The sequence below is a fragment of the Enterococcus sp. CR-Ec1 genome (assembly GCF_002850555.1).
In the GTDB taxonomy this organism is placed as follows: Bacteria; Bacillota; Bacilli; order Lactobacillales; family Enterococcaceae; genus Enterococcus_D; species Enterococcus_D entomosocium.
Window position 1 is genome coordinate 2,916,509 of record NZ_CP025223.1, and the last position, 24,819, is coordinate 2,941,327.

Consider the following 24,819-nt stretch of genomic DNA (forward strand, 5'->3'; position numbering starts at 1 on the left):
TTAAAAATGAATAGAAAAAAAAGCACAGAAATGTGAAAAACTAGAGGACCTATATTTTTTTCCTCCAGTGCTTCTCCTAAAAAAACGCCTTTACTGAAAAAGTCAGTAAAGGCGCCGCATCTATGCTTATTGATAGTTTTCTGCAAAAATTTCTTCGCAGCGTTGCGTAAAGGCATCATAAGTTTCTTCTGGTGTCATCGTGCCATAAGTGATCTCTGCGTACAGCTCTTTAAAGTACGTGTTGATTTCAGCAAACCCAATTGGTGGGATTGGGGATGGATCACCGACGATGTCTGCAATATCATCTAAGAAATCAGAGGACTCTTGTTCTTCTGGTGTCATGTCGGCATAAAGCAATTCTTTGATGGCATCATTGGAAGGAATTCCCCGCTCAGTACCGATGATCTTATTGGCTTCTTCACTATTCACTAAAAAGTCAACAAACTTCGCAGCTGCTTCTTTTGATTCAGAAGCATTCGCGATCGAATAAAAGAACCCTGGTCGATACGCCATCGCCCCGTTTTCTGAGTCAAAAGGACGAGCCAAATTGATTTCGACATCTTCTGCGGCGGAGGCTTTATAGGTCAAGTATTGATTGGACCAAGTCATCATATAAGCTGCTTTTCCTTGTGAAAACGGATATTGATCCATACTGTTGGCATTGCTAGTCACTTCTGCGGTTGGCATTGCTTTGGCTTCCGTAAGATCTGCGATAGCCCCCATAAATTCAACCCAGTTTTCTTTGGTAAAACCGATCTCTGGTTTGCCGTCTGCATCGTATTGGTATAGATCTTCGCCTTTAGTACGTAAAAAGTATTGCAAAATCGTACTGTTGTCATTGTTATCGTTCCAACCGTAATCACCTGTTGCTTCAGCGATCGCTGCCGTACTTTCTACAAGGTCATCGAAGGTATAATTGCTAAAGTCGATCCCAGTGCCCCCTTGTTCTACCAATGATGGATTGTAGAGCATCGCCATAGTATTGACAGAAGTTGGTATGCCGAAAACGTTTCCATCTAACTCGCCTGTTGCTAAAATCGATTCTTTGATATCATCGGTTTGAATCTCATTGCCGATAAATTCCGACATATCTGCTAATTGATTTTTCGTTCCATATTGCGCAATGTACTGCACATCCATCTGGATCACATCAGGTAATTCTCCAGAAGCCGCTTTTGTCGCTAGTTTTTTCCAATGGTCATCCCAAGAACCATATTCATATTCAACTTTGATGTCAGGATTTTGTTTCTCAAATTCTTTGATCGATTCGATATACTTCTCGTGTCTGACTTCTGAGCCCCACCAGGTAAAGGAAATCGTCGTTTTCCCATCTGCATCAGCTTCTGAGCTTCCGCTACTATTGCCGTTATTGCCACAAGCTGCTAAGGTCGCACCAAGAAACAACAAGCTCGCTGCTTTTAAAAAAGTTTTCTTCATTCTTCTACACTCCTTTTTGTTTGCGCTTACAAGGTGATTGTAATGGAAATCCTCGTTAATAAAAATGAAAAAACAAGAGCAAATATGTGAAAAACTAGACTGTCGTTTTTGCTGAAGGCTAAGCCTTCACGGGCAATAGCTAGAAAAAAATAGAAAAACAGATGAAAAATGTAAAAAAACAGACATGCTCTATTTTTTCCAATATACTATGCTATACTAGCGTTGAAAAGGCTTACTTTTCAAAAAACAAGGTAGGTGGAAACAATGAAAAAAATACAAACCGGACTGTTTCGTCTTTTTACGGTAACAGCTTATTTTGCTAAATTAAACCTTTTATGGCTTTTCTTTACCCTTTTAGGGTTGGGGATTTTTGGCTTCGGTCCTGCCACCGCTGTCACGATCAAATGTTTACATGATTTTCGTAAAACTGGTCATGACTATTCAGCTGTTGCCTTCTGGCAAGCCTACAAGCAAGCCTTTCGCACCTTTTCCCTTTTTGGCATTGGACTATTAAGTACAGTACTCCTGTTGTTGTTTAACTTACGGATTACTCATTTTTTCCCGACTGAAATGGCTTGGCTGCGTCCTGTCTATTTACTTTTAACGATTCTCCTCCTTTACACTGCATTCATCAGCTTTATGACCTATGCCAAAGCCGAACAACACGCTTGGAAACAGACCTTGTACGTCAGTATCTTTCTAGTCTTTCGCTACCCACTGCAAGGCCTTGCCTTGTTGTTTACCTGGTATTTATTGTTTCTCTTATTGACTGCCAAAACCTCTTTGTTACTCGTCTTTGGACTGGTGATTTTCTTGTTCTTCGCTGAATTTTTTCATGGTCAGATGATTGAAAAAACCAAACAATTGCAAGCAAAGCGAGGCAGTGTCCATGAAGTCCCAGAAGCTGATCAATCACTTTAAAAAGCAGCCTTTTGAGCGACAGTTACATTTTGTCTTTTTTGCGACGGTGGCAATTATCGTCTCATTGGCTGTTCTCCTGACCTTAGTTTGGCGACAAGTCTACATGGCGCAGCTGAAAGAAGCCGCGTATAAAGATGTCTCGATCATTTCAACAAATATCGCCAAGCGTTTAACTGCCGTCGAAACCCTCTCTTTTCGCATTATCGATAGTGCACCGATCCAAAATGGCCTACAAAGGATCTTGGCACAAGATTCCTTGCAATCCTTAGAGGCGATCAACCAAAAGAATGCCTTAAGTGCAGAAATCAACGCCCTCGTACGCAATGAATCAACGATTCAAAACGTCTATCTCTTTACCCCAACGAACGAAAACATGATCAACTTTCTAGCCGAGACCGACCATATCTTTAATGGCCAAACCATCAAAGATATGATCGAGACTTTGCCCGATAAGCCTGCCAAAGGGAGTTGGTTTTTTGCAAAAGACCTTTCTCAAGGCGTCTACCTGCGAAAAATCTATTCAACAGCCGATCTTTCTTTAACCTATATTGGTACGGTGATATTTCTAGTGAATACGTCCTTCTTTCGTAACGAGATCGAAAGTCTTCCCATTGTCTCCGAACAAAACCAATTTTTCATGGCGTATCAGAACCAATTTTATAGTACCGCAAATGACGAGCAAACCCTCGCTGCGGATCAAAATACCTTGCAGCAAAAAATGGAAACCTTCCAGCGATCGATCGGCTCCATGACGTTTGATAATCGCCAGTACTACTACGCAATGGATCGGAAGACGATGCCGAATATGACCTTCATTTATTTACTGCCTGAAAATCAAGTCTTAGCTGATCTTTATAAACTACAAGGCCTTTCCATCGCTGTGAGTTTGCCTTTTTTATGTTTGATTATTGTTGTGATTCGGAAAATAAGCAATCAGCTGACCCGCCCTTTAGCTGACTTGGCTTCGCAAATGGCCGTTCTGCGGAAAACGAAAAAACTGGCCTCTTTAAAGACCCTCGCTGTCCCAGAAAATAGTCAAGAAGAGATCATGGTCCTTTATGAAAGCTACAATACGATGATCGATGAATTAAATGCCTTGATCAAGGACAATTATGAAATGCGTATATTGTCCCAAGAAATCGAATTTAAAGGATTGCAAGCGCAATTAGATCCACATTTTCTATACAATACGTTAGACTCGATCAACTGGATCGCCATTGAAAATCAGCAGTGGCAGATCTCAGAGATGGTCACCTCCCTTGCCTATTTGTTTCGAAAAAAAATCGATACCAAGTCTGACTTCACAACGCTACAAGATGAATTAGATATCGTGCACGCCTATATCAATATTCAAAACGTTCGCTTCGGGAAACGGATCGAGTATATCGAAGTAATTTTGGTGAATGACTTGTCCTTTAAGATTCCTAAGTTACTGATTCAACCATTGATTGAAAATGTCTTTAAATACGCGGTCAATGATATGAAGGAGACGTGTCGCCTCGTCCTTACGATTGAACAACAAGCAACCTTTCTCCAAGTCAGTGTCTCTGACAATGGCCCTGGTTTTAAAGCCAACTTCTCGATTGAAAAAGAAGGCGGCATCGGATTGACCAATATTCAAAAACGATTGCAACTGCATTATGGTGATCAAGCGTCCTTAGCCATCGTCTCCTCGATTCCCTTCAAAAAGACGACGGTGCGCTTTGTGATCCCCTTAAAAGGAGTGAGTGAAACATGAAAAATATCCTCGTTGTTGACGATGAACCCTTGATAGCAAATGGTGTGGCTAACCTCGTTGCTTCTTTTGATTTCCCATTAGTGGTCAAAGGAATTTACACAGACAGTGAAGAAGCCTTGGCATTTTGTCAGCAAAACACCATCGACATCGTGATTACCGACATCAATATGCCTAAAGTCAATGGACTTGCCTTGATCAAAAAATTAAAAGCCATCAATCCTGCGATTCAAATCATTATTTTGACAGGCTTTGGCAGCTTCTCCTTTGCCAAAGAAGCGATGGCTTTAGGGGTCAAATTTTTCCTTGAAAAACCTGTTTTTCCGAGCAAGCTTTCAGAAGCGTTGGCTGAGACGATCGAACGTTCTGAACGTCGTCAAATGGAATCTACCCTCTATTTAAAACAACAAATTGAACAATACATCAATAGCTGCGGAGAAGAACCGCTGCCTGAATCGTTCGTTTTTCCATTTTGTATGTACTTATTTGATTCGAAATTCTATCACGCCATCGCCAAGCGGATCGAAAGCTATGAGAACCATCACGAGTTGGTGATCGGTCATCAAAACAAAGTTGGCTATATCCTGAACTTCAGTACGGAAAATACCTTTAATCTCTTTTTTAAAACGAAGGTACAGGCTGCGCATCTAGGAAAAGGGATCGCCATCAATTGCTGGGTCGAAACCCCCGAAAAATTTTTACTCAGTTATCATTTAGGCAAGCGGAACTTGGATAAGGAGTTTTATTTTGATACCTTTGAAGTCATCCAAGAAGCCCAAATCTCACAAGAAAATGTCTATGAAAATAGTCTCTACATGGAATACCGTGAAAAACTTTTGGCATTGATCGACAAAGGCGAACTGACTTTAGCCCAAGTTCTTACGGAAAACTTTTTTTCTACCTGTCGCATGGAGCTTTACCCTGTCCAACTATTGCGGCTGCAGGTCAACGATTTGTTATCAGCAATTTTTGAAAATCATCGCATCAAAAAAGACATCTACTTCGATGACTATTCCCCAAAGATCATGCTCTTGAATAATTGGCACGAACTCCAGTTTATGCTGCTTCACTGTATCGATTTGATGCGGGGCAGCTTAGACGATAGCGAGAACATGCAGTTGTCCCAAAAAGTCAACCTAATCATCGAAGAATATTATGACCATGAAGCATTGTCATTGAAATGGATCGCCGCCCATCTTTTGTACTTAAATCCTGAATACTTAGGAAAAACCTATTACAAAGAAACCGGGATTCGCTTCAATCAAAAATTAGCCGAATACCGCATCCAAAAAGCACAAGAATTGCTGAAGAAAAACTACAAAGTCTACGAAGTGGCAGCGATGACGGGCTTTAGTAATGCCCCCGAATATTTTGTTCAAACGTTCAAAAAGATTACCGGTATGACACCAAAGAAATTCTTGAAGCAGCAAGAAAAAGCACTTCTCTCTTAACGGTTCTTCTATCCGAAATGATTGTTTTGCTATTTCAACAAAAGAGGTAGTCCGCTCACATTCGTGAGCGAACTACCTCTTTGACTAACCAGTAATTGATGTCAAACAATTGATGCGACCGTGTTCGTTTTAAGAAATAAACATTTTTGTCTAGCTTACAGCGTAAAGACTTCCTTTAACTCCTGTGTCACTGGCGAATCATCCGGATTTGTTTCCATAAGTTCTGCCATGTACTGCCACCATTTTTGGTTGATCTCGGTTGCCGCTAACTGCTGCCAGCGGGTTTCATCTTCAATCTCAAGGTAGCCAAACAACGCAAGGCTTTCTGGATCTAAAAAAATCTGGTAGCTTTTCGCCCCGTGTGCTATGAGCTGCTCTTTTAGTTCTGGCCATAGTTCGCGATGCCGTTTTTCATATTCTGCTTCATAACCAGGATGTAGCTTCATCCGAATCGCTTTTTTGATCATCTTTGTCTGCTCCTCTCTTTATTACGTAAGGTGTTCTGCTTAACAAAATGAAACCAATAGTTCAGTAAATGCTAAAACTGTCAGTGATTGCCCGTAAGGCATCGCCGTAATCGCGATATTTTTGTAGTACGCCAAGTCTTCTCCCATTCCAGTACCGATGGAAACATTTTGGACTTCTCCATCTTCTGCGACTTGTTCGATCAAACCGGCTAACGCTTTATAGGCAACATCTTCCCAAGCTTTGTCAATGTAACGCTTATGAACGGCTTTTAAAATCCCATAGGCAAAACCAGCCGTCGCGGAAGCCTCCACATACGAGCTAGGATCGTCTAACAAGGTGTGCCACAGGCCACTTTCATCTTGCATTTCTTGCAAGGCAGTTAGTTGGTCTAAGAGGGTATTGATTAAGAAGCCACGTAACGCATCTCCTTCTTGCAAGTCGAGAATTTCAATGATCTCAGGAATCGCAATGGTGATCCAGCAGTTGCCTCTTGCCCAAAGCGCTTGTGCATAATTGTGGCGTTCTTCAAAGGTCCAGCCGTGGAACCAAAGCCCAGTTTTTTTATCCACTAAGTATTTGATATGGATCATAAATTGTTGTTTTGCTTCTTCGATATAAGCCGGACGATTCAGCAACATGCCAATTTTCGCCAAAGGCAAAGCGGTCATCATCAAGGTATCGTCCCAAAGCTGGTTGCGATTTTCTGGTCCATAGGTCGCATGCTGCAGACCATTTTCATCGGTTCGCGGCATATCATGCATGACCCATTCCGCCCATTGTTCAAGGTAAGGCAAGTAACGAGAATCTTTGGTGTCTTCATAAAGATACGCCATTGCCAAAAGCGGCGCCATCGTGTTGACATTTTTAGGCGGCGCGCCTTCTAACATCCGCTGCTCAAACCATTCTTCCACAACTTGGAGCGCTTTAGGATTTTTGGTGATTTGGTAGTTTTTATAAATGCCATATAGTCCCACCCCTTGCGGCCAGTTCCAAATCCCCCAGCTTTTATCATCAACGATCAAGCCGTCAAAGTCTAATAGAAATTCGCCATTATCATCCTTGATCGTCGTTAAATTTTCGATCATGCGATCAATTTTTTCTTCTACAACACGTTTTTCCACAAACAACTGTTCTAAAATCACCATTGGGTTCATCCTCTCATTTCTCTTTGATAGATTGATCGTAACACGCTTACATTTACACAAAAATAGCAGTTATTGACACTTTACTATCTATTCTTGTATGATAAAAACAAACGAGTACGAAAGGAGCCAATCATGGAGAAGCAAAGTGCGGATACGATGATCAACGATCGTTTTGAGGCCTTTCATATCAAAGACATCGTAGAAGAAAACAATACCCTTTATCATTACCATAGTTTTTATGAGATTCACTGTACCTTAAAAGGATCAGCGGTCTTCTTTATCGATGGCGGAGAATTCCCTCTAGAACCTGGTACGATCATCTTGATTCCTCCAAACGTCTTGCATCGAATCGTTCATCAAACTTCTGATTTTTTCGAGCGAACCTACCTGTATATCAATCCTAGTTATCTCGCTGCCCTCTCCACTACCCAAACAGATCTCACTGCCTGTTTTCGTAGCAACGGCGGCATCAACAGTCGTATTTTATCGATCGATGCCGACCAACTAGACCAGCTATTGCGTCCTTTACGCAAAAAAACGGATAGCAATTATGGCACCGACTTACTTTATCAAAATCATTTGATTGCGTTTTTGATTTCCATCAATACGATTGCCTATCAGGAAAAAGAACCGCTATTTTTATCCGACTCACTCTATAAAAATAAAGACATTTTGGCTGCTATTACCTATATCAATCAGCATTTGACCGCTGATCTCTCCTTAGAGACCGTCGCCAAAGCCCTTTTCATGAGCCCATACTCGCTTTCAAGGACCTTCAAAAAAGAAACTGGCGTCGCCTTTCATGCCTATGTGGTAAAGAAACGACTCTTAAAGAGCAAAGAAATTTTACGTAAAACCAGAAGCGCCACCGCCACGTTCGAAGCTTGCGGCTTCAACTCCTATACCCATTTTTTACGCTGCTTTAAACAAGAATTTCAGCTGACACCAAAAGAATTTTTACAAGAAGAAGCCCAAAATCAGTTTGTCCGTTTTACGCATTTTGCAGGGAAAAAATAGCAAGCCGTTGCAAAGCGCCAATCATTGGCTCGTGAAAAAAGAGTTGCTGCTTCCCTTTCCTGATGTTAGATGACACAATACAAAAAGAATGACACGAGGAAATGTGTCATTCTTTTTGTATGCTATAAAACTTCCCCATTTGAAGCGATCACTTTTTTATACCACTCAAAGGATTTTTTCTTGGTTCGTTTCAAGGTGCCGTTGCCTTGATCGTCTCGATCCACGTAGATAAAGCCGTAGCGTTTACTCATTTGACCGGTGCTGGCTGCTACAAGATCAATACAACCCCAAGTAGTATAACCAAGTAGTTCCACGCCATCGATCGTCACTGCATCTTTGAAGGCTTGAATATGTTTTTTTAAATAGTCGATCCGATAATCGTCTGCGACAAACCCATTCTCATCAGGGGTATCGATCGCCCCTAACCCATTTTCTACGATAAACAACGGTTTTTGATAGCGATCATACAATTGATTCAATGAATTTCTCAGTCCTAACGGATCAATCTGCCACCCCCACTCAGTCGATGATAGATGTTCATTTTTAATTGATGGAAAGAGATTCCCTGTCGCTTGCGCATAGTCTTCTGGGTGGGCACTGACCGTTCGCGAACAGTAATAAGAAAAACTGACAAAATCAACAGGAGAAGCCGCTAAAATCGCCTCGTCCTCAGGTGTTATTTTGATTGTTAAGCCTTCTCGCTCAAATTTTTTCAAGGCATAATTGGGGTATTTGCCTCGGGCTTGCACATCGATAAAGAAATAGCCTTCGCGATCACGATCGATTGCTTCTTGGTAATCTTCAGGTCGGCAAGTATAAGGATAATGACTGCCACCAGCCAGCATACAACCAACTTGATTGGTCGGATCGATTTCATGAGCCTTTTGGGTTGCTAAGGCACTGGCGACTAACTGATGATGCGCTGCTTGGTATTTGATTTCTTGACGATTGTCCCCTTCTTTAAAGACGATCCCGCCACCTACAAAGGGCTGATGCAGCAAAATATTGATTTCATTGATCGTCAGCCAATATTTGACCAACCCGCGATAGCGTTGGAAGACGGTTTCCGCATAAGTCACATAGAAATCAATGAGTCGGCGATTTTTCCAGCCACCAAATTCCTTGATCAAATGCAGCGGAACATCGAAGTGGGCAATCGTGACTAATGGCTCGATTTGATGTTTTCTCAATTCTTTGAAGATTTTCTCATAAAAAAGCAGTCCTTCTTCGTTGGGCGCTTCGTCATTGCCATTCGGAAAAATCCGTGACCAAGAAAGTGACATCCGATACACGTTAAACCCCATTTCGGCAAAAAGGGCAATATCTTCCATATAATGGTGGTACATATCAATGGCCGTTTGGGCTGGATAAAAAGAATCTTCCTGCCATTCCAACATTTCCAGTTCACCCGCAGCGACCTTTGCGCGATCAGGACCAGTTGGTAAGAGGTCGACATTTGATAAGCCACGTCCTCCTGCTAATACACCACCTTCTGCTTGATTGGCAGCCGTTGCACCGCCCCATAAAAAATCATCTGATAATCCCATGTTATTTCCTCCTAAACTTTGACTACAAGTACTTCCTCTTCTTTAGCTACCAAACCTTCTTTCACACGTTCGACTGCGGTATATTGTGGTGTATTGGTAACGATGATCGGTACTTGTGTGACATATCCTGCAGCTTTTATCTGCGGTACATCAAACGTCAGCAATCGCTGCCCTTTTGTAACTTTTTGCTCTGCTTCTACTAAAGCATCAAAATACTGACCATTTAGTTCCACTGTGTCTAAACCGACATGGATCAACAATTCGATTCCGGTGTCTGAAACCAAGCCAATCGCGTGTTTGGTAGGAAAAACAGCAGCGACTTTTCCATCAAAAGGCGCAATGACTTCACCGATGGGTTCATCGACCGCAAATCCTTTTCCGAGTGCTTCAGAAGCAAATGCGTCATCTTTGACTTGATTCAACGGAATCACGATTCCCGGTACAGGATTGATCAAGCCGGTATCTTCTAGTACTACTGCTTTCATCTCCGGAACATCAATTGTCACTTTTGTTTCATATTTGAAACTTAAGACATAGGTAACGGCCCCACTCACCACAGCTGCAATCACCAATGCGATAATGATGTTCCAAAAATAGCGCATCGTATCATCACCGATATATAGTAAGACTGCTGGGAGACCAGACGAACCGGTCGCAAAGCGATGCGTATTGGTCAAGCCAGCATACAAACCACCAGAAGCCCCACCAATCATTGCCGCAACCAACGGATATTTTTTGGGCAAATTGATGCCATATAAAGCGGGTTCGGTAATCCCCATGTAGGCAGTGATTGCCCCTGATACCGCCAACTGCTTAGTTTTTTTTCTTTCGTACGCAATGCGACAACTGCTACTGCGGTTGCTTGAGCAATGTTTGAGACCAATGCCCCTGGACCAAAAATACTGTCATACCCAAGTTCTGCCATTTGCATCACCCCTAAAGGAGCAATCCCATTGTGCAATCCAAACATCACCATGATTGGCAAAAAGCCCCCAATCAAAACCGCTGGAACCCAGCTAGCATGGACACTTAAGAAGGTAAAGAATGTTGCCAAATAACCACCCAAGATACTACCGATCGGTCCAAATAGCGAGAAGGCTAATGTACCCATTATCAAGAATGTTAGCATCGGAACAAAAACCAGCTCCACTGATTTTGGAATCACTTTGTTCAAAAACTTTTCGACATACGATTGGAAAAAAATCACGATCAGGATTGGAATGACTGATCCCGTATAATTTGCTAATGTAAAAGGAATAACCCCAAAAAAGTGAACGGGTTCGCCTGCTGTGACCAAGGCACCCTAATTAGGATGCATCATCATAGCAGCCACTGAAGCCGCTAAAATCGGATTGCATCGCAATTTTTGTGCCACAGTGAAGGCCAGGATCATTGGTAAGAAGAAGAAAACACCATCTGCAAAAAGATTCAGCATGTAATAGGTTTGCGAATCAGCCGTGATCACATCAAAAACGATCAATAAAGCCAAAACTGCCTTAACCATTCCGGCACCGGACAGTGCGGGAATAATTGGTTGAAACGTTCCTGCCACAAAATCGATCACTGCAGCTGCTGGTCCTTTTTTCTCCCCAGGTTCCGACGCCCCTGATGATTGAAGCGAAACCAATTTTGTGACTTCTTCATAGACATCTTTGACATGTGTTCCGATCACGACTTGATGTACCCCTGCGTTATTGATGTATTTGGCAACCCCATCGAGCGCCTCTAGTTCTCCTTGATCTATACGCTTTTCTTCATTGACTTTAAAGCGCAATCGGGTTTGACAGTGATAGGCATCCGTGATATTTTCTTGTCCCCCCAGATACTGGACGATTTTTTTTGCTAATGATTGATAATTTTCACTCATACATTCCACCCCTAAATAAATTTCAAAGAAAATCTATGTTGTATGTGCTTACCGGTATAACATACTGTTCTTTCTGCCAGCAATGTACCATTTATAGAGAGCGTTTCCAATATATTTTCCTAAAGACGAAATGGATTTCATCTTTTCATTAAAAACCGCTCTTTTTTCGAAATCCATTCCATTAAAAGACCAAACATCGCCTTGACGAAGCCACTAGAAACAATGATATAATTTACTAGATGATTGTGTTACTTTTGATTTATCGCGATCATAATAGGCTTTTTCAACGTAATGGACCCACCAACCGAAAAAGAGCGCCCCGATGATCCCGCAACAACGGATCAAACCACTGCTTCTTCCCCCAACCATTGAAGCAATCCTTACTGAATCAACGATTTGGTCTAGCCTGTTATGAACGGCTATTCTAGGTTGGATTTATAAAAAACAGGCGAAGGGAACGAAGAAACATGACAAACGCGAAACAAGCAATACCCCCAAAAACGATTTTCTTTCATGAAGAAGCTTTTCAAAAAACAGATCAAACGATCATTCGCTGGTTAGGAAACTCCGGTATTCTTCTAAACAGCCGTGGTACATGTATCATGGTCGATCCGGTCTTAGAAGGATTTGACCTGCCGTTACTGATCGATCTGCCAATCAAACCGGCGGCAGTCCCTCACTTAGATGCGGTATTGATCACCCATTCAGATAATGATCACTACGGCATTCCGACGATTGAAAAATTAGTCCCGGTTACCGATAGCTTCCATGGACCCAAATATGTTGCCGAACTTATGCAAGAGCACTTTCAAGTTGCTGCCCAAGGTCACGAAATCTATGATTCATTCACCGTTAAAAATTTGGAGATTTCTTTAACAAAGGCGTATCACCTTTGGCAAAATGAGACGACAAAATTTGACCGTGTCTTCCAAATTGAGGACTATTGCGGCTTTTGGATCGATACTCCGGATGGTTCCTTGTGGATTCCTGGCGATTCTCGTCTTTTACCAGAACAATTAGAGATGCCTCAACCAGATGCGATCTTATTTGACTTTAACGACAACGCTTGGCATATCGGCTTTGAGAACGCCGTGAAACTGGCAAATACCTATCCTCATGCTGAATTGATCCTCTCCCATTGGGGAACAGTGGATGCTCCGTATATCGATGCTTTTAATGGGGACCCTGAAGCTTTGTACGATCGGATCGTCAATCCGAAACGGATTCGTCTAGTTGCTGCCGGTGAGCCGATCGAATTGAAATCAACCACTTCCAACAATTTAGAATAGGGAAAAAGGACCACACCGTTTTTGGTGTGGTCCTTTTATTCTTCTGCCATCTCTTTAAACGTCGTTCTTCGACTCGTTTCTAAATAACGAGCGTTGCTGATTTTCATTTGGATATTCTCCTGATAATCGAGGGAAAAAATCTGAGCAAACAAAACCGTCAAAAGGAATTGAATCGATTCTTCTGTGGAAAAATTTCCGATTTTAGAATATAGTTTTTCTCGGCTAGCAATCGTCAAGACGATCGTCGAATAGTCCCGCAAATAGTTGTCCCCACCACTCGTAAGACTGATAATTGGCACACCATTTTTCAGCAATGTTTTCACATTTTTCATAGGATAGGTCTCTGAATTATTGCCAGAATAAGAGATAAGAATGGCACAATCCTGCGGGGTCAGCGTTTGGGAAATCAAGCCCGCTTCGTCCGTATCCGCAACAAAGGCTTTTTTATGAATCGTGTTTAAGTTGCGTTTAAACAGCTGCCCGAAATACGAATTTGGACTACGCCCATAGATGACAACGTTTTGAGCGCCATTGATGAGTCGAGCGGCTTGATTCAGGTCTTTTACCGTCATAAGTGCCGCTGTTTCTTTAATCGTCTGCATGCGCAAGTTCGCCAAGTTTTCAATGATTTCTAATGTGTCTGCCGCCTCACCAAAAGGGATATTCACATCGATCGTTGCTGAGCCATCATCAAAGTGTGCCAGTTCATGCACGAAGGCATACACAAATTCTTTCCAACCGGAAAAGCCAAAATATTTTGCAAAACGGACTAACGTCGGCTTTGAGGTATGGGTCAGTTTTGCGATTTCTTCCATAGTATACTCACTGACTTTTTCCCGATTGCCTAGTAAAAAATCACCGATCGTCCTTCTTGCATCATTTTGTTTAAACGCTGCTTCTTCAATTTTTTGAAAAAGATACATCTGGTTCTCCCTTCTGATTGCTGCTGTTAGTTTTACACGTCCCATTCATTCACGTTTCTTTCTATCTAAAAGCACTGAAAGTGATGAATTGAAGACAGAAAAGCGTGGAGCACGCCAGCGTATGCCTACCCTCGTTCAAAATACAAAAAGAATTTATTTCCCAAAAGGGCGATCATACCAATCAGACATAGCATGCCCCCTGATAAGATCATCTGCATCCCTGCTGTTTCATTGCCGCTGACTAGTATCAGCAAGCGTGATGCATAGGGTGCGAGCGTGACCCCTAAATTGTAAGCAACGATCGAGACGATCGTGCCAAACTTAGCTTCTGCTTCACCACCAGTCGTCAGCAAGTGGGTGAAAAAAGGCATGATGCTGCGAAAGGCAAAGCCTAATAATAAAGAACAACCCAAGAGTAGCCCCACTGTCTGCAATGCATAAGTCAAATAGATGCTGCTTCCTGCAAGCAATGCCGCAATGGGCAGCAACCAGCGATGTAGGCGACTGTATATCAAGCCAAAGGCATTGCCGGCGATAAATGCTCCCGTCGCAATGGCGGCAATCATGTTACTGCCTTCAGTGGCGTCCCCGATTCCTTTTTCCAATAACAATGGTGTGATCTGTAAATTGTAATTAATAAATAAGACAACGATTAGAAACAAGAGCACACCCAGAACGAATGATCGCTGTTTCCGTTCTTTTGAAACCGTGACGTTCGCCAATAACGTCTCATTAGTCACAGCCTGTGTTTCGTTTGGAATAAACAGCTGGACAAAGAAGAGACTGATCAGGGCAAAGCCATAAACCAAGAAGGACATTTCCCAACTGATTTTCACTAGCTGCCCAACCAGCAAAGTCATAAAGATACCACCTAAACCACCGACGGCACTTTCTAATCCAAGAGCTTTGGCTTTCTTTTGCGGCTCATTTTGAAACAGCAAACTAATCATTTGAATCGCCAAACGATTGAATAAGCCGATCCCGAAGCCAAGAATCCCTCGAGAAAGAAACAAGACGGGAAAGCTCCCCTGATACCATGCCGGCAGCGTGCCAAAAACCGCCACAATGACCAAGCCGGTGACCATTGTGTATTTTTTGCCGATCCTTTTTTCGATCATGCTGGTAGTAAAAATTCCCAGTAAAAGAAACAATGATGGAATCGTGGTCAGTAACCCAATGTAGACCGCATCAACTTCTGGGAAGCTTGCCGCAATCGCTGGGACATTGGCAGAAATCGCCGGTGCCGAATAGACAACCATTGCCACCGACAGCAGTGCCAACAACTTCATAGAAAAAAATTTCATAATTACCCCTTTCCTTAAAAACACCTTTTCTTCCTTGTCTCTGAAGCCAATAGCCCAAGATGACAAAGTGATCCTTTCACTACCTTATTATTCGCTAGATTGTCCTCGTTGACCAATGCTTAACGCGCTTGGGCTTTATGCTTGAAAAGCATTGGTCTTCTGTATTTTGCTAGGTTTCTATGGCGATTGCTGGAACTCATTTATGTTTGTCTAAAAAAAAGAAACCTTGCAGTATGTTTTCTGCAAGGTTTTCTGCTTTTCATAAATCGACTGTAACTACTCAGAATGCTTTAGTGAATTGATTGCTGTAACTGTTCCATAATGTCTTTCGTAATTGTCTCAACGGTGATACCAAGTTCAGATAAAACGTCCGCTGCCCGGTAATTATCATAAAATTTCTTTTCTAAGCCATAGTTTTTGACGACAATCTCACGATCACCCAGGTAGCTGGCAATCATTTGTCCATAGCCACCCTCTCGTATGCCATCTTCCAACGTGACAACGAGTTTGTGCGATCGTGCCACAGCATCCAACAACTCTTTGTCGACCCCTGAAATAAACTTAGGATTGATCACCGTTGGCGTAATTCCATGTTGCATTTTCAATTGTTCTGCGATCTCTTCCGCTAGCGCATAAAAGTTCCCAACACCGACGATGGCTACCTGCGTGCCAGCTTGAGTCACTTCATTTTTTTGATCACTGTAGTCAGTAGAGACTGTCACTGCCATTTCGTTGACAGGTCCAACCGGTACCCGGATCGCAACTGGTGCGTTGGTTTGTTCCAGCGACCAATCCAACATTGCCAGATATTCTTCTTTAGAGGTTGGCGCAAGATAAATAAGGTTGGGAATATGTGCCAAAAATGGAATATCAAAAATTCCCAAATGGCTCTCGTCATTCATGCCGTGAATCGATGCACCATATACCAGAATCGTTCCAGGCAGATGATTTAAGGCCAAATCATGGGAAATTTGATCAAAACTACGTTGCATAAAGGTAGAAAAAACGGCCCAGACAGGTTTTGCTCCATTTTTTGCTAACCCAGCAACCATCGATACCGCATGTTCTTCTGCAATACCTACATCTACAAATTGTTTGCCTGCTTTTTCTCTTTGTTCCGGAGAAAAAAGCAGCATCGGTGTACCAGCGTTTACTGCCACGACTTTAGGATCTGACGCCATTTTTTCTAATAAATAATCCGTCGTTAAGCTATTGTACGTTACTTGATTGCCGCCAGTAGAAATATATTCGCCGGTTTCTAAATGAAAGGGACCGCCTGCATGAAACTTTTCACGATTTTCTTCCGCAAACTTGAAGCCTTTGCCTTTGATCGTATGAATGTGTAATAAAACAGGATGATCAACATCTTTCACTTTTTCAAATAAAGCAATCAATGCAGCGAGGTCATTTCCTTCATCCAAATAGTGGTACTCAAAACCAATCGCTTTGAACAGATTGTCTGCTGCTTGCCCCTTTGTTTCCCGCAATGCTCGCAAATTCTGATACATCCCCCCATGGTTTTCTGCGATCGATTGGTCATTGTCGTTGAGGACCACGATGGTATTGGTGCCTAATTCCACGATATTGTTCAAGCCTTCAAACGCTAACCCGCCTGATAGAGAACCATCACCAATCACGGCAACGACGTTATACGTTTCATTTTTTAGGTCACGGGCTTTCGCCACACCATTTGCCAGCGAAACTGACGTGGAGGTATGTCCGACCGTAAAGAGATCGTGCTCGCTTTCTTTCGGATTCGTGTAACCAGAAACCGCACCATACTGCGCAGCATCAAGAAAGGCATGGACGCGTCCTGTCAGCATTTTATGGATATAGGTCTGATGGGACACATCAAAAATCAGCTTATCTGTGGGGGAATCAAAGACTTTATGCAACGCAATCGTCATCTCAACCATCCCCAGATTGGGGCCATTGTGCCCCCCATGGTGACTGATTTTTTCCAATAAAGCAGTTCGTGCTTCTACTACCAGTTCTTGAAGTTGCCCACTGGTCAATTCTTTTAACGCTTTGGGGCTTTTGATTTTTTCTAATAACATGTACGTACCTCCTGTAAAAATATTCGAATGATTCGTGCGTTTACTCACAAGGAAAAAGACACGAAATCGAAATGAGTGGATCGTTCTCTAGAATGAAAAACGTGGCCATCGGAGCTAGACGCTCTTTTTAGAATTCCTGTCAAACCTAGAAATAGCAAGTTATCCTAAAGGGAAATCGTGATTTTTTTGAGTTTCAACAATCGCTGCTCATTTCTTCTATCTAAAAAGATACCACCTAGAGTTCACTTTAGGTCAAGCACTTTTTGTGAATTTATTCTATTTTGATCCTATCTTTACTGCATGCCCGCCATAATGATACAAAAAAAAGATAAGAAGCGCTTGCTTCTTATCTCGGATTTTACTTGTTCAATGGTCATTCTTAAGAAACCTAAATTTTTTCATTGACCACTTATTCTTCTTTCTCTAAGCCAACAAGCACTCGCTGTTTACGGTTCGATTCTTCTGCAACAAAGTTTAAAACTGTTTTCAATTCGCTAGGCGTTGCCTTTTTCTGTAAGATCGAGAAGTTTCGATGATATTTTATCATGATTGTTTCTACTTTTTCTTTCTCAGTCATTGAGCTTCTCCTCCAATTCTTCCTTTGTGTATGTTAATGGCAAAGCGAACGATACATTGTCAACTGCCATCAACGTATGAGAATGGCGATTTTGAAAATCTTTTATAAAAATATTAACGGTCACATTTTCTTTATACAATTCCTTCATTTTAATCAAGTTATATCTTGATTGAAAAAAAGCATTTATAAAATGTTCTTTAGGAACAAAGCGTCCTTCTATTTTTTCACGTTGCTTCGTATAATTCCAAGCAATAAAAGGATCTTGATAGATATAATAGATAAGCACATCATAATTCTTTTTTAAGCATCGCGCAATATTTTGATCAGCTTTTTTAGTGGGTGAAACAAGAATCATTTATTGCGAGAAGTAAGATGGCAAAAATTTCTGTTAATGAACTATACGCAAAAAAACAGACTACATTTGTCATGCAGTCTGCTTTTCCAACTTTTTCTTTATTTAGTGTTTGTCCCACTGTTTTCCGAAAGATTGTTGTTGTGATTCGACATGTCCTCGATGGCCATATACAGGTATTTGATTCAATTGGTTTTCAATTACTTGAAACTCGGTATCTGTAAGCTGTACATCCCAAGCAGCTAGATTTTCCAAAATCCTGCCTCGATTTTTTGATCCAGGAATCGGCACTGCATTCGGGTACTTGTGAAGCATCCACGCCAATGAAATTTGGGCATTTGTCGACTGCTTTGCTTGAGCGACTTCTGCTAGCATATTTAAAATCGGTTGATTGGCTACGAGGTTTTCTTTAGCCAGCTGAGGGACGAATTTGCGAACATCATCCCCTTCAAAGGATGTATCTGGTGTGACTTTTCCAGATAAAAACCCACTAGCGATTGGTGAAAAAGGAACGACGGCGATCTCGTTCTCAAGACAATAGGGGAAAATCTCTCGCTCACAATCAAGCTCAACCATTGAATAGAGATTTTGCACAGCACCAACGGGGGTAATCCCATGTGCTTTAGCAAGTGTCTCCACGGAAACTTGTGAGAGTCCCCATTCTCTGATCATACCTTCTTTGATCAATCGTCCCATCACCTCAGCTATTTCTTCTAAAGAAAGCTGTTCATTGATTCGATGAAGATAATAGAGATCAACATAATCGGTGCGCAATTTTTCCATTGAAGCAATCAAATGGTTACGGATGGCTGTGTAAAGAGTTGTGCTTTCATTCACTTCTTTTTCGTCGAGATGATACTTGGTGGCAAGAACAACTTTGTTTCGAAAAGGCGACAGTGCTTTACCCACCAACTCCTCATTATGTCCAGAATAAAACATTTCTTTTCCATAAGCTTCTGCTGTATCAAAAAATGTACAGCCAAATTCGTAAGCTTTGCGAATAGATGCAATACTCTCTTTTTCTTCTGGCACCTTTCCATATCCGTGAGAAAACCCCATACACCCCATTCCGATTGGCGAAACTGCTAAACTTCTGATTTTTCTATTCTTCATATTACAATTCCCTCCTTCATCGATACCTTATGCACTCGTTAAGCTAGCTAAACTTTAGCATCTTCGAGTCACTCGAAGTCAAGGAGTTTCTAACAATCATTTTTCTTCCACCTTTTGTCTTTTTGAGGCTCTCAAATAGGAAGCTACTTTTCTCCACAAAATTATCTGTGCTATAATACGCGATATAAAAAGAAAATGATCTACAACAGTTTTTACTAATACGTTCAAACGACTTGCTTGACTTCAGCAAATTATGAAAGGCGTGACCAACATTTACTCTATCAAAGAAGCAGCCACGATCACTGAATTGTCTGAACACACGATTCGCTATTATACCGATATGGGTTTGGTTCCTAGTTTGATCAGGGACAAAAACAACAGACGGGTTTTTAATCAGACTTCCATCAATTGGTTAACTGGTATCAAGAATTTGCGCGAAACAGGCATGTCTTTAGAAGCCATTAAGCATTATATTTCGCTTTGCCTCCTTGGCGATTCGACGATCAAAGAAAGAGCCGACATCATTCAATCGCAAAAAGAAAAAGCGCTCGTTAAACTTACAGAAGCGCAAAAACGAGTCGCTTATTTAGAAAAGAAAAGCAATACCTATCAAGAGCTCATCAACCAGAAAACAGCTTCTAACGATCCATTGAATCCGGCAACTTGGGAGGAGGAAGCAGTATTGCGGAATAGAACTTGAATGAAGATATTTTACCAATGATTTGGATCAATAGACACTTAATTTTTTGATGATTATATTCGTATAGTGCTGAAATAGACTATTCATTACTAAAAAACTGCCATTAAACAGGATTCATTCCCTGCTTAATGGCAGTTTGCTTATTTCCGATACATCTTAAACCCTAAATAAAAGCTTCTAAACATTGATATATAAATGTTTCCAACTTCACTGGTAGAACGCTGGTAGAATAGTTTAACCAAATAACGTGTCAATAGCTTCCACCACTCGGTCATCCGCTTTAGCATATAAATGTCCATATGTTCCTAATGTAATTTGGATATTCGCATGTCCCAAACGTTCTTGAATCATCAATGGTTGAATATTTTTTTCAACTAACAGCGCCACATGAGAATGTCTCAAAGAATGTAACTTAATTGGTTTAATCCCTGCCTGTTTCGCATAGTCCTTCAACCAATTTGCAAATGAATAAGGTGGTGTGAAGCTTCCATCTAATTGAGCCATATACTCAAAGTTTCCAACCATTTCTTGAAGTTTTTTCCACTGCACTAACTTTGCAGAAAGATTTGAGCCGATACCAATCGTCCGATATGCTTTATTCGATTTTGGTGTAGATAAATACCAATCATTTTTTGTCTGGTAAATTAAAGTTTGCTCAATCGTAATTTGATTTTTTTCAAAGTTTACATTTTCCCAGGTCAGAGCTTGTAATTCTCCAATTCGTACTCCTGTGTAGAAGAGCATCTCATAGATTATTTTTCTGTGTTGAGATTGGATAGAAGAATTAGGAATAACAGCCATTACTTGCTTAAATTCCTCCACTTCCCAAAATTCTACTTTCTTGTTTTCTTTTGGAAATAGCGAAACAGCTTCTACAGGATTTCTTTCGAGAAGCCCTTCTTTAACTGCTCGATTTAAAACAATTTTCAAGTGTCCAAATATGCGATTAATATAGGATTTAGATAGTGTTGAAATCTCGTCTTTCCCACGAGAATGACGTGTAGCCGTCTGACTCAGTTCATGCATCCAATCTTCAATATCTTGACCCTGAATATCTCTTAATCGCATCGTATAAAAATAGCATAACTTCTTTTCAAATAAAAATTGTGCATTTTCATATGTTTGACGCTTGACTTGTTTTTCATACCATCTGACAAATCGAACACGATAAAACTCTTCAAAAGTAAGCTTACTCGCTAAATTAACTGGCTTAAGATATAAATGTGTGTACATACACTTATCATACGCCTGCTTCGCTTCTCTTTGCGTTGCAAAACCTCGCTTTGTCTTTTGAATCTTCTTACCATTTTCATCCTTACCTAAATAAGCACGATAGAACCATTTGTTTGTTTTTTTATCTTTATAAATATTAGTTGGTTTACCCATATATTCTCCTCACAATAGACGGAGAATAAGCCTAAATCCAGTATAATACTTACTTAATTATTTGTATATCAAATAATTTCTCAATGATCCTCGCAGGAACAACGCCTACCTGACGATTAGAATAAAAGCTTATTCCCTCAACAGTTGATAGATGCTCTTTTGCTTCTCTTATCATGACACTCGCTTGATGAGGTTTAAATCCTATATGAATCAAATCAAATCGACTTATCATTATTTCAAAATCTTTTGCCATATTTTACTCCTTATGTTGCTTTAGTTACATAATAACTTGTTACATTTTTCTTTTTGTTAGGTTACCTTGTGCTAAAGGTACATAGGAATTTCACCTCTCCGCAAGTTTATGCCGAGCTTTACAGAAGTATCATTATCATTCTAAAAGTCATCGCAGCTATTGTAGCACTTCCAATATCTTGTTCTATTCACTAATCGCTCCCGGATGATCATGGCGTAGAATAAATCAAAGCTCACTTTAGAATTAAACGTCCCTAACAAATCTATTCACTTTTCAAAGACCAATTATTTTCTTACACTAATAACAACAAAACTTCTTTTTAAAATGACACAAATAAGAAAAGAATTTACATATTTTGTAAATTCTCTCTTTGTCTGTCACCTGATTTGGAATTTATTAATTGATTTTATTACAGCAATTGCACATTCTTGATAGCAATCTTCATCAAACGCTCCATACTTTATTGAAACTTTAATCAATAAGGGATGGAACCTCAATACCAAAATTTCTAAAGCAAATGTATCTCCACTCTGACAGTCTAAGCATAGTTTTTTCAGTGACATTTTAAACACTCCTAACTTTATGTTTGTCATTTTAATCAGATAATATTTCCTTTAACTTTTTGTATAGACGAAGTTTCATATTTGTAACACCTTGTCGGCTAATTCCAAATAACACCCCGATTTCTTGATCTGTTTTTTCAAAAACAAATTTTTCAATGAGAAGCTCCTTTTCCCTTTCATTTAATACTGATGCAAGATCACTTATGCTATCATAAGAAAAAATATTCATTTCAGACTCGTTTATCATTATTGACTGAATGATGTCCTCTTCAAGCGAAACAGTCCCTTCCATGTTTTCCAAGATAGTATCAGAAATGTATTCTTTTTCAGCATAACGAAATTTTTTCCTATAATAATTGGAAGCTGCATTACAAATAACTTTGCTAAAATATTTTGTTAACTGAGCTTCTATTTTTTCATCCTGAAATGCCATAGTAATTCCACTTCCTTAAAATTAAATAAGAAAGGTTCCGAAAGAAGGATAATTTTACTATGAATTTAGTCTATATTGCCAATAGCCTCGATATGCTCTTTCAATATTCATCGTTGAATCATTATTCATCTTAGGCAAAATATTCATTGTCAAATTTTTATACCCAATTTGAATCCGATTTTCATTTTTTAAGATGGTGTGTATCTCTTTATTAGATAATGGGCGCCCAGAACCTTTTAGAATAGATGATATCGTCAACGCTATTTTTTGATAAGGGATATTTTTTGATGACTTCTTTGAGAGAATATACTGTTGATAATTACTTTCTTTGCTTAATATATTTCCCTCTCTTTTTACCATTAGTGTATTAGTCTTTTTTATTTCTTTACAATCTACTAATTTGTCTAGTGAAGATAGTCTTTCCTTCAAATGAAAGTATAATTTTGTTAATTCCCTCCTTTCTTCAATAATCAAGTGCATTTGTTGGTAGATATATTTTTTCTCAGAAGCATTATCCATCTAACGTCACTCCTTTCTATTAAATACCAACAATTTTGTTCTCAAAAATGACACAAAAATAGGGAAGAATCTGTAAAATTCTTCCCCTGATTATTCTTCTAATTAAAATATAGTATTAATAATTTTTTTAACTAACTAGAATCGTATATCGAATCACAAAAACATAATACTTAACCAATAAATCTACCTTTATTATTATTTTTATGAGATGGAGAATTTGAATGCATCAATAATCACTTTTTATTTTTTAGTAAATAAACAACTACAGCTATTAAAAATATTGAAACAATTGCAAATACGAATCCATACGTTTTTAAATAACTCTGTTTATACGGGTTAACTTGTTTGATATTTTTCTCATCTTGTTTAGTTATTTCAAATTCTTTAGAAAATTCCCAATTATTTGAATCATCACGTTTTACACTTAACACTAAAGTATATTCCCCAGATTTTATAGTCTCAGGTAACGTAACTGGATAAACAAACTCTGTTTCTGGAGTAATATCAAGCTGACTTTCTTGGCTAAAGACAGTTTGGCCTTGTTCATTCATTACATTAGAATGAAACATTACTTCTTTCATTAAGTTTGGGCCTTTATTTTCTAATAAAGCATCTACACTATAGGTATCACTGGTAAATTTTTCCACAGTTACTTTTTTCAGATTTAAGACTGGATCTGGTCTTTTGTCTTCATTTCCTCTAATAACAAAAGGAATATTGTATGCCACCGAATTAGAGACATTAGATTCACTATCTTTTGTTTTCTTTTCTGACACATGAATGCCTGCCATTAAAAGTCCATTAAAATCTTCTTTTGGAAATGTTAGACTTCCACTTACATTCTCACTACTATTTGCGGGTACTTTAACTTCTTTAGAAATATCAATCATTTCAGTTAATTTATACTTAGCCTCATTGGCTTCAGGAGTATCGTCTGAGTAATCTACTATCCCATTTTTATTAGTTCGTGCTTTATTTACTTCGATTTTATATGTTTGTTCTTCATCCGTATTATTTGTAATTTTAACGGAAAAGTTTTCTTTACTTGAGGGTGTCCATTTAATATCAAAAAAGTTTTCAACACCTTTAGATTGATGCGTTGAGTATTGAGGCGACACTGAATAACTAGATAGTTTATCATCCGCATACACTGAACTAATTGAAATCAAGCTTAATATGAGTAAAGTTAACGTTGTGGCTATTTTTTTTATCATTATTTATTCCTTTCTAATAAAAAAGAGAGAACTTTTCTCTCTTTTCTTTATTTTTATTCTGAAATTTGTTTTGTTGTTGATTTAGTTAAATTCCATTCAATATTTGATGTATACTTTTGAACTTTTTCAATACCAGTATACTTAAGTACTGATGATACTGTTTTCGTATTTTCCCCTACAACATTATTAGTTTCTGTTACAACTGGTTGAGCTGTTTCAGATAATTCTTTATCCCCAATTTGTAATGAACGCTTTTCATCTGCGTCCATTACTTTTGCGCTTAATTCAAATCCATTGGTTGTACCCGTATAATCTGTCACTGTATAACTAATATCTTTTGAACCAAAGTCAACAACATCACTTAATGGTTGTGAACCAAAATCTGTTTCCGTATCCACTTTTAATGTGATATCTCCTTTTGTTACATCTGCCCCAATTGTTGTGCTACCATCTAATTGATCTGCTGCTTGAGCGGTTAATCCACTTGTCATTCCCATTAAAACTCCACCACATAATACTGCGCTTACTATTACTTTTTTCATTTCTTT

General features: G+C 39.7%; 24 protein-coding genes and 1 pseudogene. 6 read left to right on the forward strand and 19 right to left on the reverse strand.

The features are described from left to right. Positions 1–126 precede the first annotated feature (126 nt). A complete protein-coding gene (locus CXM95_RS13920) occupies positions 127–1,437 on the reverse strand; it encodes an ABC transporter substrate-binding protein (protein ID WP_016612696.1) in 1,311 nt (436 codons plus the stop codon). A 264-nt stretch (positions 1,438–1,701) separates the two neighbouring features. On the opposite strand from CXM95_RS13920, the gene CXM95_RS13925 reads away from it, so the two are divergent. Genes CXM95_RS13925 through CXM95_RS13935 form a run of 3 tightly spaced genes read left to right on the forward strand, consistent with a single transcriptional unit; the run spans position 1,702 to position 5,544 of the window. Further along, entirely contained in the window at positions 1,702–2,358 is a 657-nt protein-coding gene (locus tag CXM95_RS13925; RefSeq protein WP_010749870.1) for a DUF624 domain-containing protein, read from the forward strand. Further along, complete coding sequence (locus CXM95_RS13930) at positions 2,327–4,096, forward strand: sensor histidine kinase (RefSeq protein ID WP_101699278.1); 1,770 nt, start codon at positions 2,327–2,329, stop codon at positions 4,094–4,096. The genes CXM95_RS13925 and CXM95_RS13930 overlap by 32 nt, the downstream gene beginning before the upstream one ends. Further along, positions 4,093–5,544, forward strand: coding sequence for a response regulator (locus CXM95_RS13935; protein ID WP_005234181.1), 1,452 nt, complete (start codon positions 4,093–4,095; stop codon positions 5,542–5,544). Before CXM95_RS13930 ends, CXM95_RS13935 begins: the two co-directional genes overlap by 4 nt. Before the next feature lie 155 nt (positions 5,545–5,699). Here the strand turns inward: CXM95_RS13935 and rhaM are convergent, their stop codons facing one another. Further along, entirely contained in the window at positions 5,700–6,011 is a 312-nt protein-coding gene (gene rhaM / locus CXM95_RS13940; RefSeq protein WP_061053170.1) for an L-rhamnose mutarotase, read from the reverse strand. Positions 6,012–6,050: 39 nt separating this feature from the next. Next, positions 6,051–7,157, reverse strand: coding sequence for a beta-galactosidase BglB (gene bglB / locus CXM95_RS13945; protein ID WP_010749873.1), 1,107 nt, complete (start codon positions 7,155–7,157; stop codon positions 6,051–6,053). A gap of 132 nt (positions 7,158–7,289) precedes the next feature. Here bglB and CXM95_RS13950 point away from each other — a divergent pair, with 132 nt between their 5' ends. Further along, a complete protein-coding gene (locus tag CXM95_RS13950) occupies positions 7,290–8,174 on the forward strand; it encodes an AraC family transcriptional regulator (protein ID WP_008380738.1) in 885 nt (294 codons plus the stop codon). 122 nt (positions 8,175–8,296) lie between these two features. Here CXM95_RS13950 and CXM95_RS13955 read toward each other — a convergent pair whose 3' ends face one another. The 3 genes and pseudogenes from CXM95_RS13955 to CXM95_RS18875 form a co-directional block, all read right to left on the reverse strand. Next, complete coding sequence (locus tag CXM95_RS13955; protein WP_086297909.1) at positions 8,297–9,721, reverse strand: 6-phospho-beta-glucosidase; 1,425 nt, start codon at positions 9,719–9,721, stop codon at positions 8,297–8,299. 11 nt (positions 9,722–9,732) lie between these two features. Continuing rightward, positions 9,733–11,588 (reverse strand): annotated as a pseudogene (locus tag CXM95_RS13960) (beta-glucoside-specific PTS transporter subunit IIABC). A gap of 213 nt (positions 11,589–11,801) precedes the next feature. Then, entirely contained in the window at positions 11,802–11,957 is a 156-nt protein-coding gene (locus tag CXM95_RS18875; RefSeq protein ID WP_008380736.1) for a hypothetical protein, read from the reverse strand. A gap of 98 nt (positions 11,958–12,055) precedes the next feature. On the opposite strand from CXM95_RS18875, the gene CXM95_RS13965 reads away from it, so the two are divergent. Continuing rightward, the gene (locus tag CXM95_RS13965; protein ID WP_086372327.1) at positions 12,056–12,877 is read left to right on the forward strand and encodes an MBL fold metallo-hydrolase; all 822 of its coding nucleotides are present in this window, start codon (positions 12,056–12,058) and stop codon (positions 12,875–12,877) included. 35 nt (positions 12,878–12,912) lie between these two features. On the opposite strand, the gene CXM95_RS13970 is transcribed toward CXM95_RS13965, so the two are convergent. From CXM95_RS13970 to CXM95_RS13990, 6 genes are all read right to left on the reverse strand, one after another. Further along, positions 12,913–13,800 carry a MurR/RpiR family transcriptional regulator gene (locus CXM95_RS13970; protein WP_008380734.1) on the reverse strand — a complete coding sequence of 296 codons (888 nt, stop codon included), beginning with the start codon at positions 13,798–13,800 and terminating at the stop codon, positions 12,913–12,915. A gap of 125 nt (positions 13,801–13,925) precedes the next feature. Then, positions 13,926–15,104, reverse strand: a complete 1,179-nt coding sequence (locus CXM95_RS13975) for an MFS transporter (protein WP_086297915.1) — start codon at positions 15,102–15,104, stop codon at positions 13,926–13,928. 290 nt (positions 15,105–15,394) lie between these two features. Then, entirely contained in the window at positions 15,395–17,161 is a 1,767-nt protein-coding gene (locus CXM95_RS13980) for a 1-deoxy-D-xylulose-5-phosphate synthase (protein ID WP_101699279.1), read from the reverse strand. 409 nt (positions 17,162–17,570) lie between these two features. Beyond that, positions 17,571–17,738 (reverse strand): hypothetical protein, encoded by a 168-nt coding sequence (locus CXM95_RS18880; protein ID WP_005234163.1) that lies wholly within the window; start codon positions 17,736–17,738, stop codon positions 17,571–17,573. After that, entirely contained in the window at positions 17,731–18,024 is a 294-nt protein-coding gene (locus CXM95_RS13985; protein ID WP_231472762.1) for a zeta toxin family protein, read from the reverse strand. Before CXM95_RS13985 ends, CXM95_RS18880 begins: the two co-directional genes overlap by 8 nt. A 171-nt stretch (positions 18,025–18,195) precedes the next feature. Further along, positions 18,196–19,203 (reverse strand): aldo/keto reductase, encoded by a 1,008-nt coding sequence (locus CXM95_RS13990; RefSeq protein WP_101699280.1) that lies wholly within the window; start codon positions 19,201–19,203, stop codon positions 18,196–18,198. A 253-nt stretch (positions 19,204–19,456) separates the two neighbouring features. On the opposite strand from CXM95_RS13990, the gene CXM95_RS13995 reads away from it, so the two are divergent. Further along, on the forward strand, positions 19,457–19,903 hold the full coding sequence (locus tag CXM95_RS13995) for a MerR family transcriptional regulator (protein WP_016612709.1): 447 nt from the start codon (positions 19,457–19,459) through the stop codon (positions 19,901–19,903). 234 nt (positions 19,904–20,137) lie between these two features. Here CXM95_RS13995 and CXM95_RS14000 read toward each other — a convergent pair whose 3' ends face one another. The 7 genes from CXM95_RS14000 to CXM95_RS14030 form a co-directional block, all read right to left on the reverse strand. Beyond that, positions 20,138–21,289 carry a site-specific integrase gene (locus tag CXM95_RS14000; protein WP_101699281.1) on the reverse strand — a complete coding sequence of 384 codons (1,152 nt, stop codon included), beginning with the start codon at positions 21,287–21,289 and terminating at the stop codon, positions 20,138–20,140. Between the two features lie 49 nt (positions 21,290–21,338). Then, on the reverse strand, positions 21,339–21,542 hold the full coding sequence (locus CXM95_RS14005) for a DUF3173 family protein (protein WP_101699282.1): 204 nt from the start codon (positions 21,540–21,542) through the stop codon (positions 21,339–21,341). Positions 21,543–21,919: 377 nt separating this feature from the next. Next, positions 21,920–22,135 carry a helix-turn-helix domain-containing protein gene (locus CXM95_RS14010; RefSeq protein WP_324847112.1) on the reverse strand — a complete coding sequence of 72 codons (216 nt, stop codon included), beginning with the start codon at positions 22,133–22,135 and terminating at the stop codon, positions 21,920–21,922. A 1-nt stretch (position 22,136) separates the two neighbouring features. After that, positions 22,137–22,538, reverse strand: a complete 402-nt coding sequence (locus tag CXM95_RS14015) for a sigma-70 family RNA polymerase sigma factor (RefSeq protein WP_101699284.1) — start codon at positions 22,536–22,538, stop codon at positions 22,137–22,139. Positions 22,539–22,595: 57 nt separating this feature from the next. Next, the gene (locus CXM95_RS14020) at positions 22,596–23,057 is read right to left on the reverse strand and encodes a hypothetical protein (protein ID WP_101699285.1); all 462 of its coding nucleotides are present in this window, start codon (positions 23,055–23,057) and stop codon (positions 22,596–22,598) included. 233 nt (positions 23,058–23,290) lie between these two features. Beyond that, a complete protein-coding gene (locus tag CXM95_RS14025; protein ID WP_101699286.1) occupies positions 23,291–24,271 on the reverse strand; it encodes a DUF916 domain-containing protein in 981 nt (326 codons plus the stop codon). Between the two features lie 53 nt (positions 24,272–24,324). Then, on the reverse strand, positions 24,325–24,813 hold the full coding sequence (locus tag CXM95_RS14030; protein ID WP_101699287.1) for a hypothetical protein: 489 nt from the start codon (positions 24,811–24,813) through the stop codon (positions 24,325–24,327). Positions 24,814–24,819 lie beyond the last annotated feature (6 nt).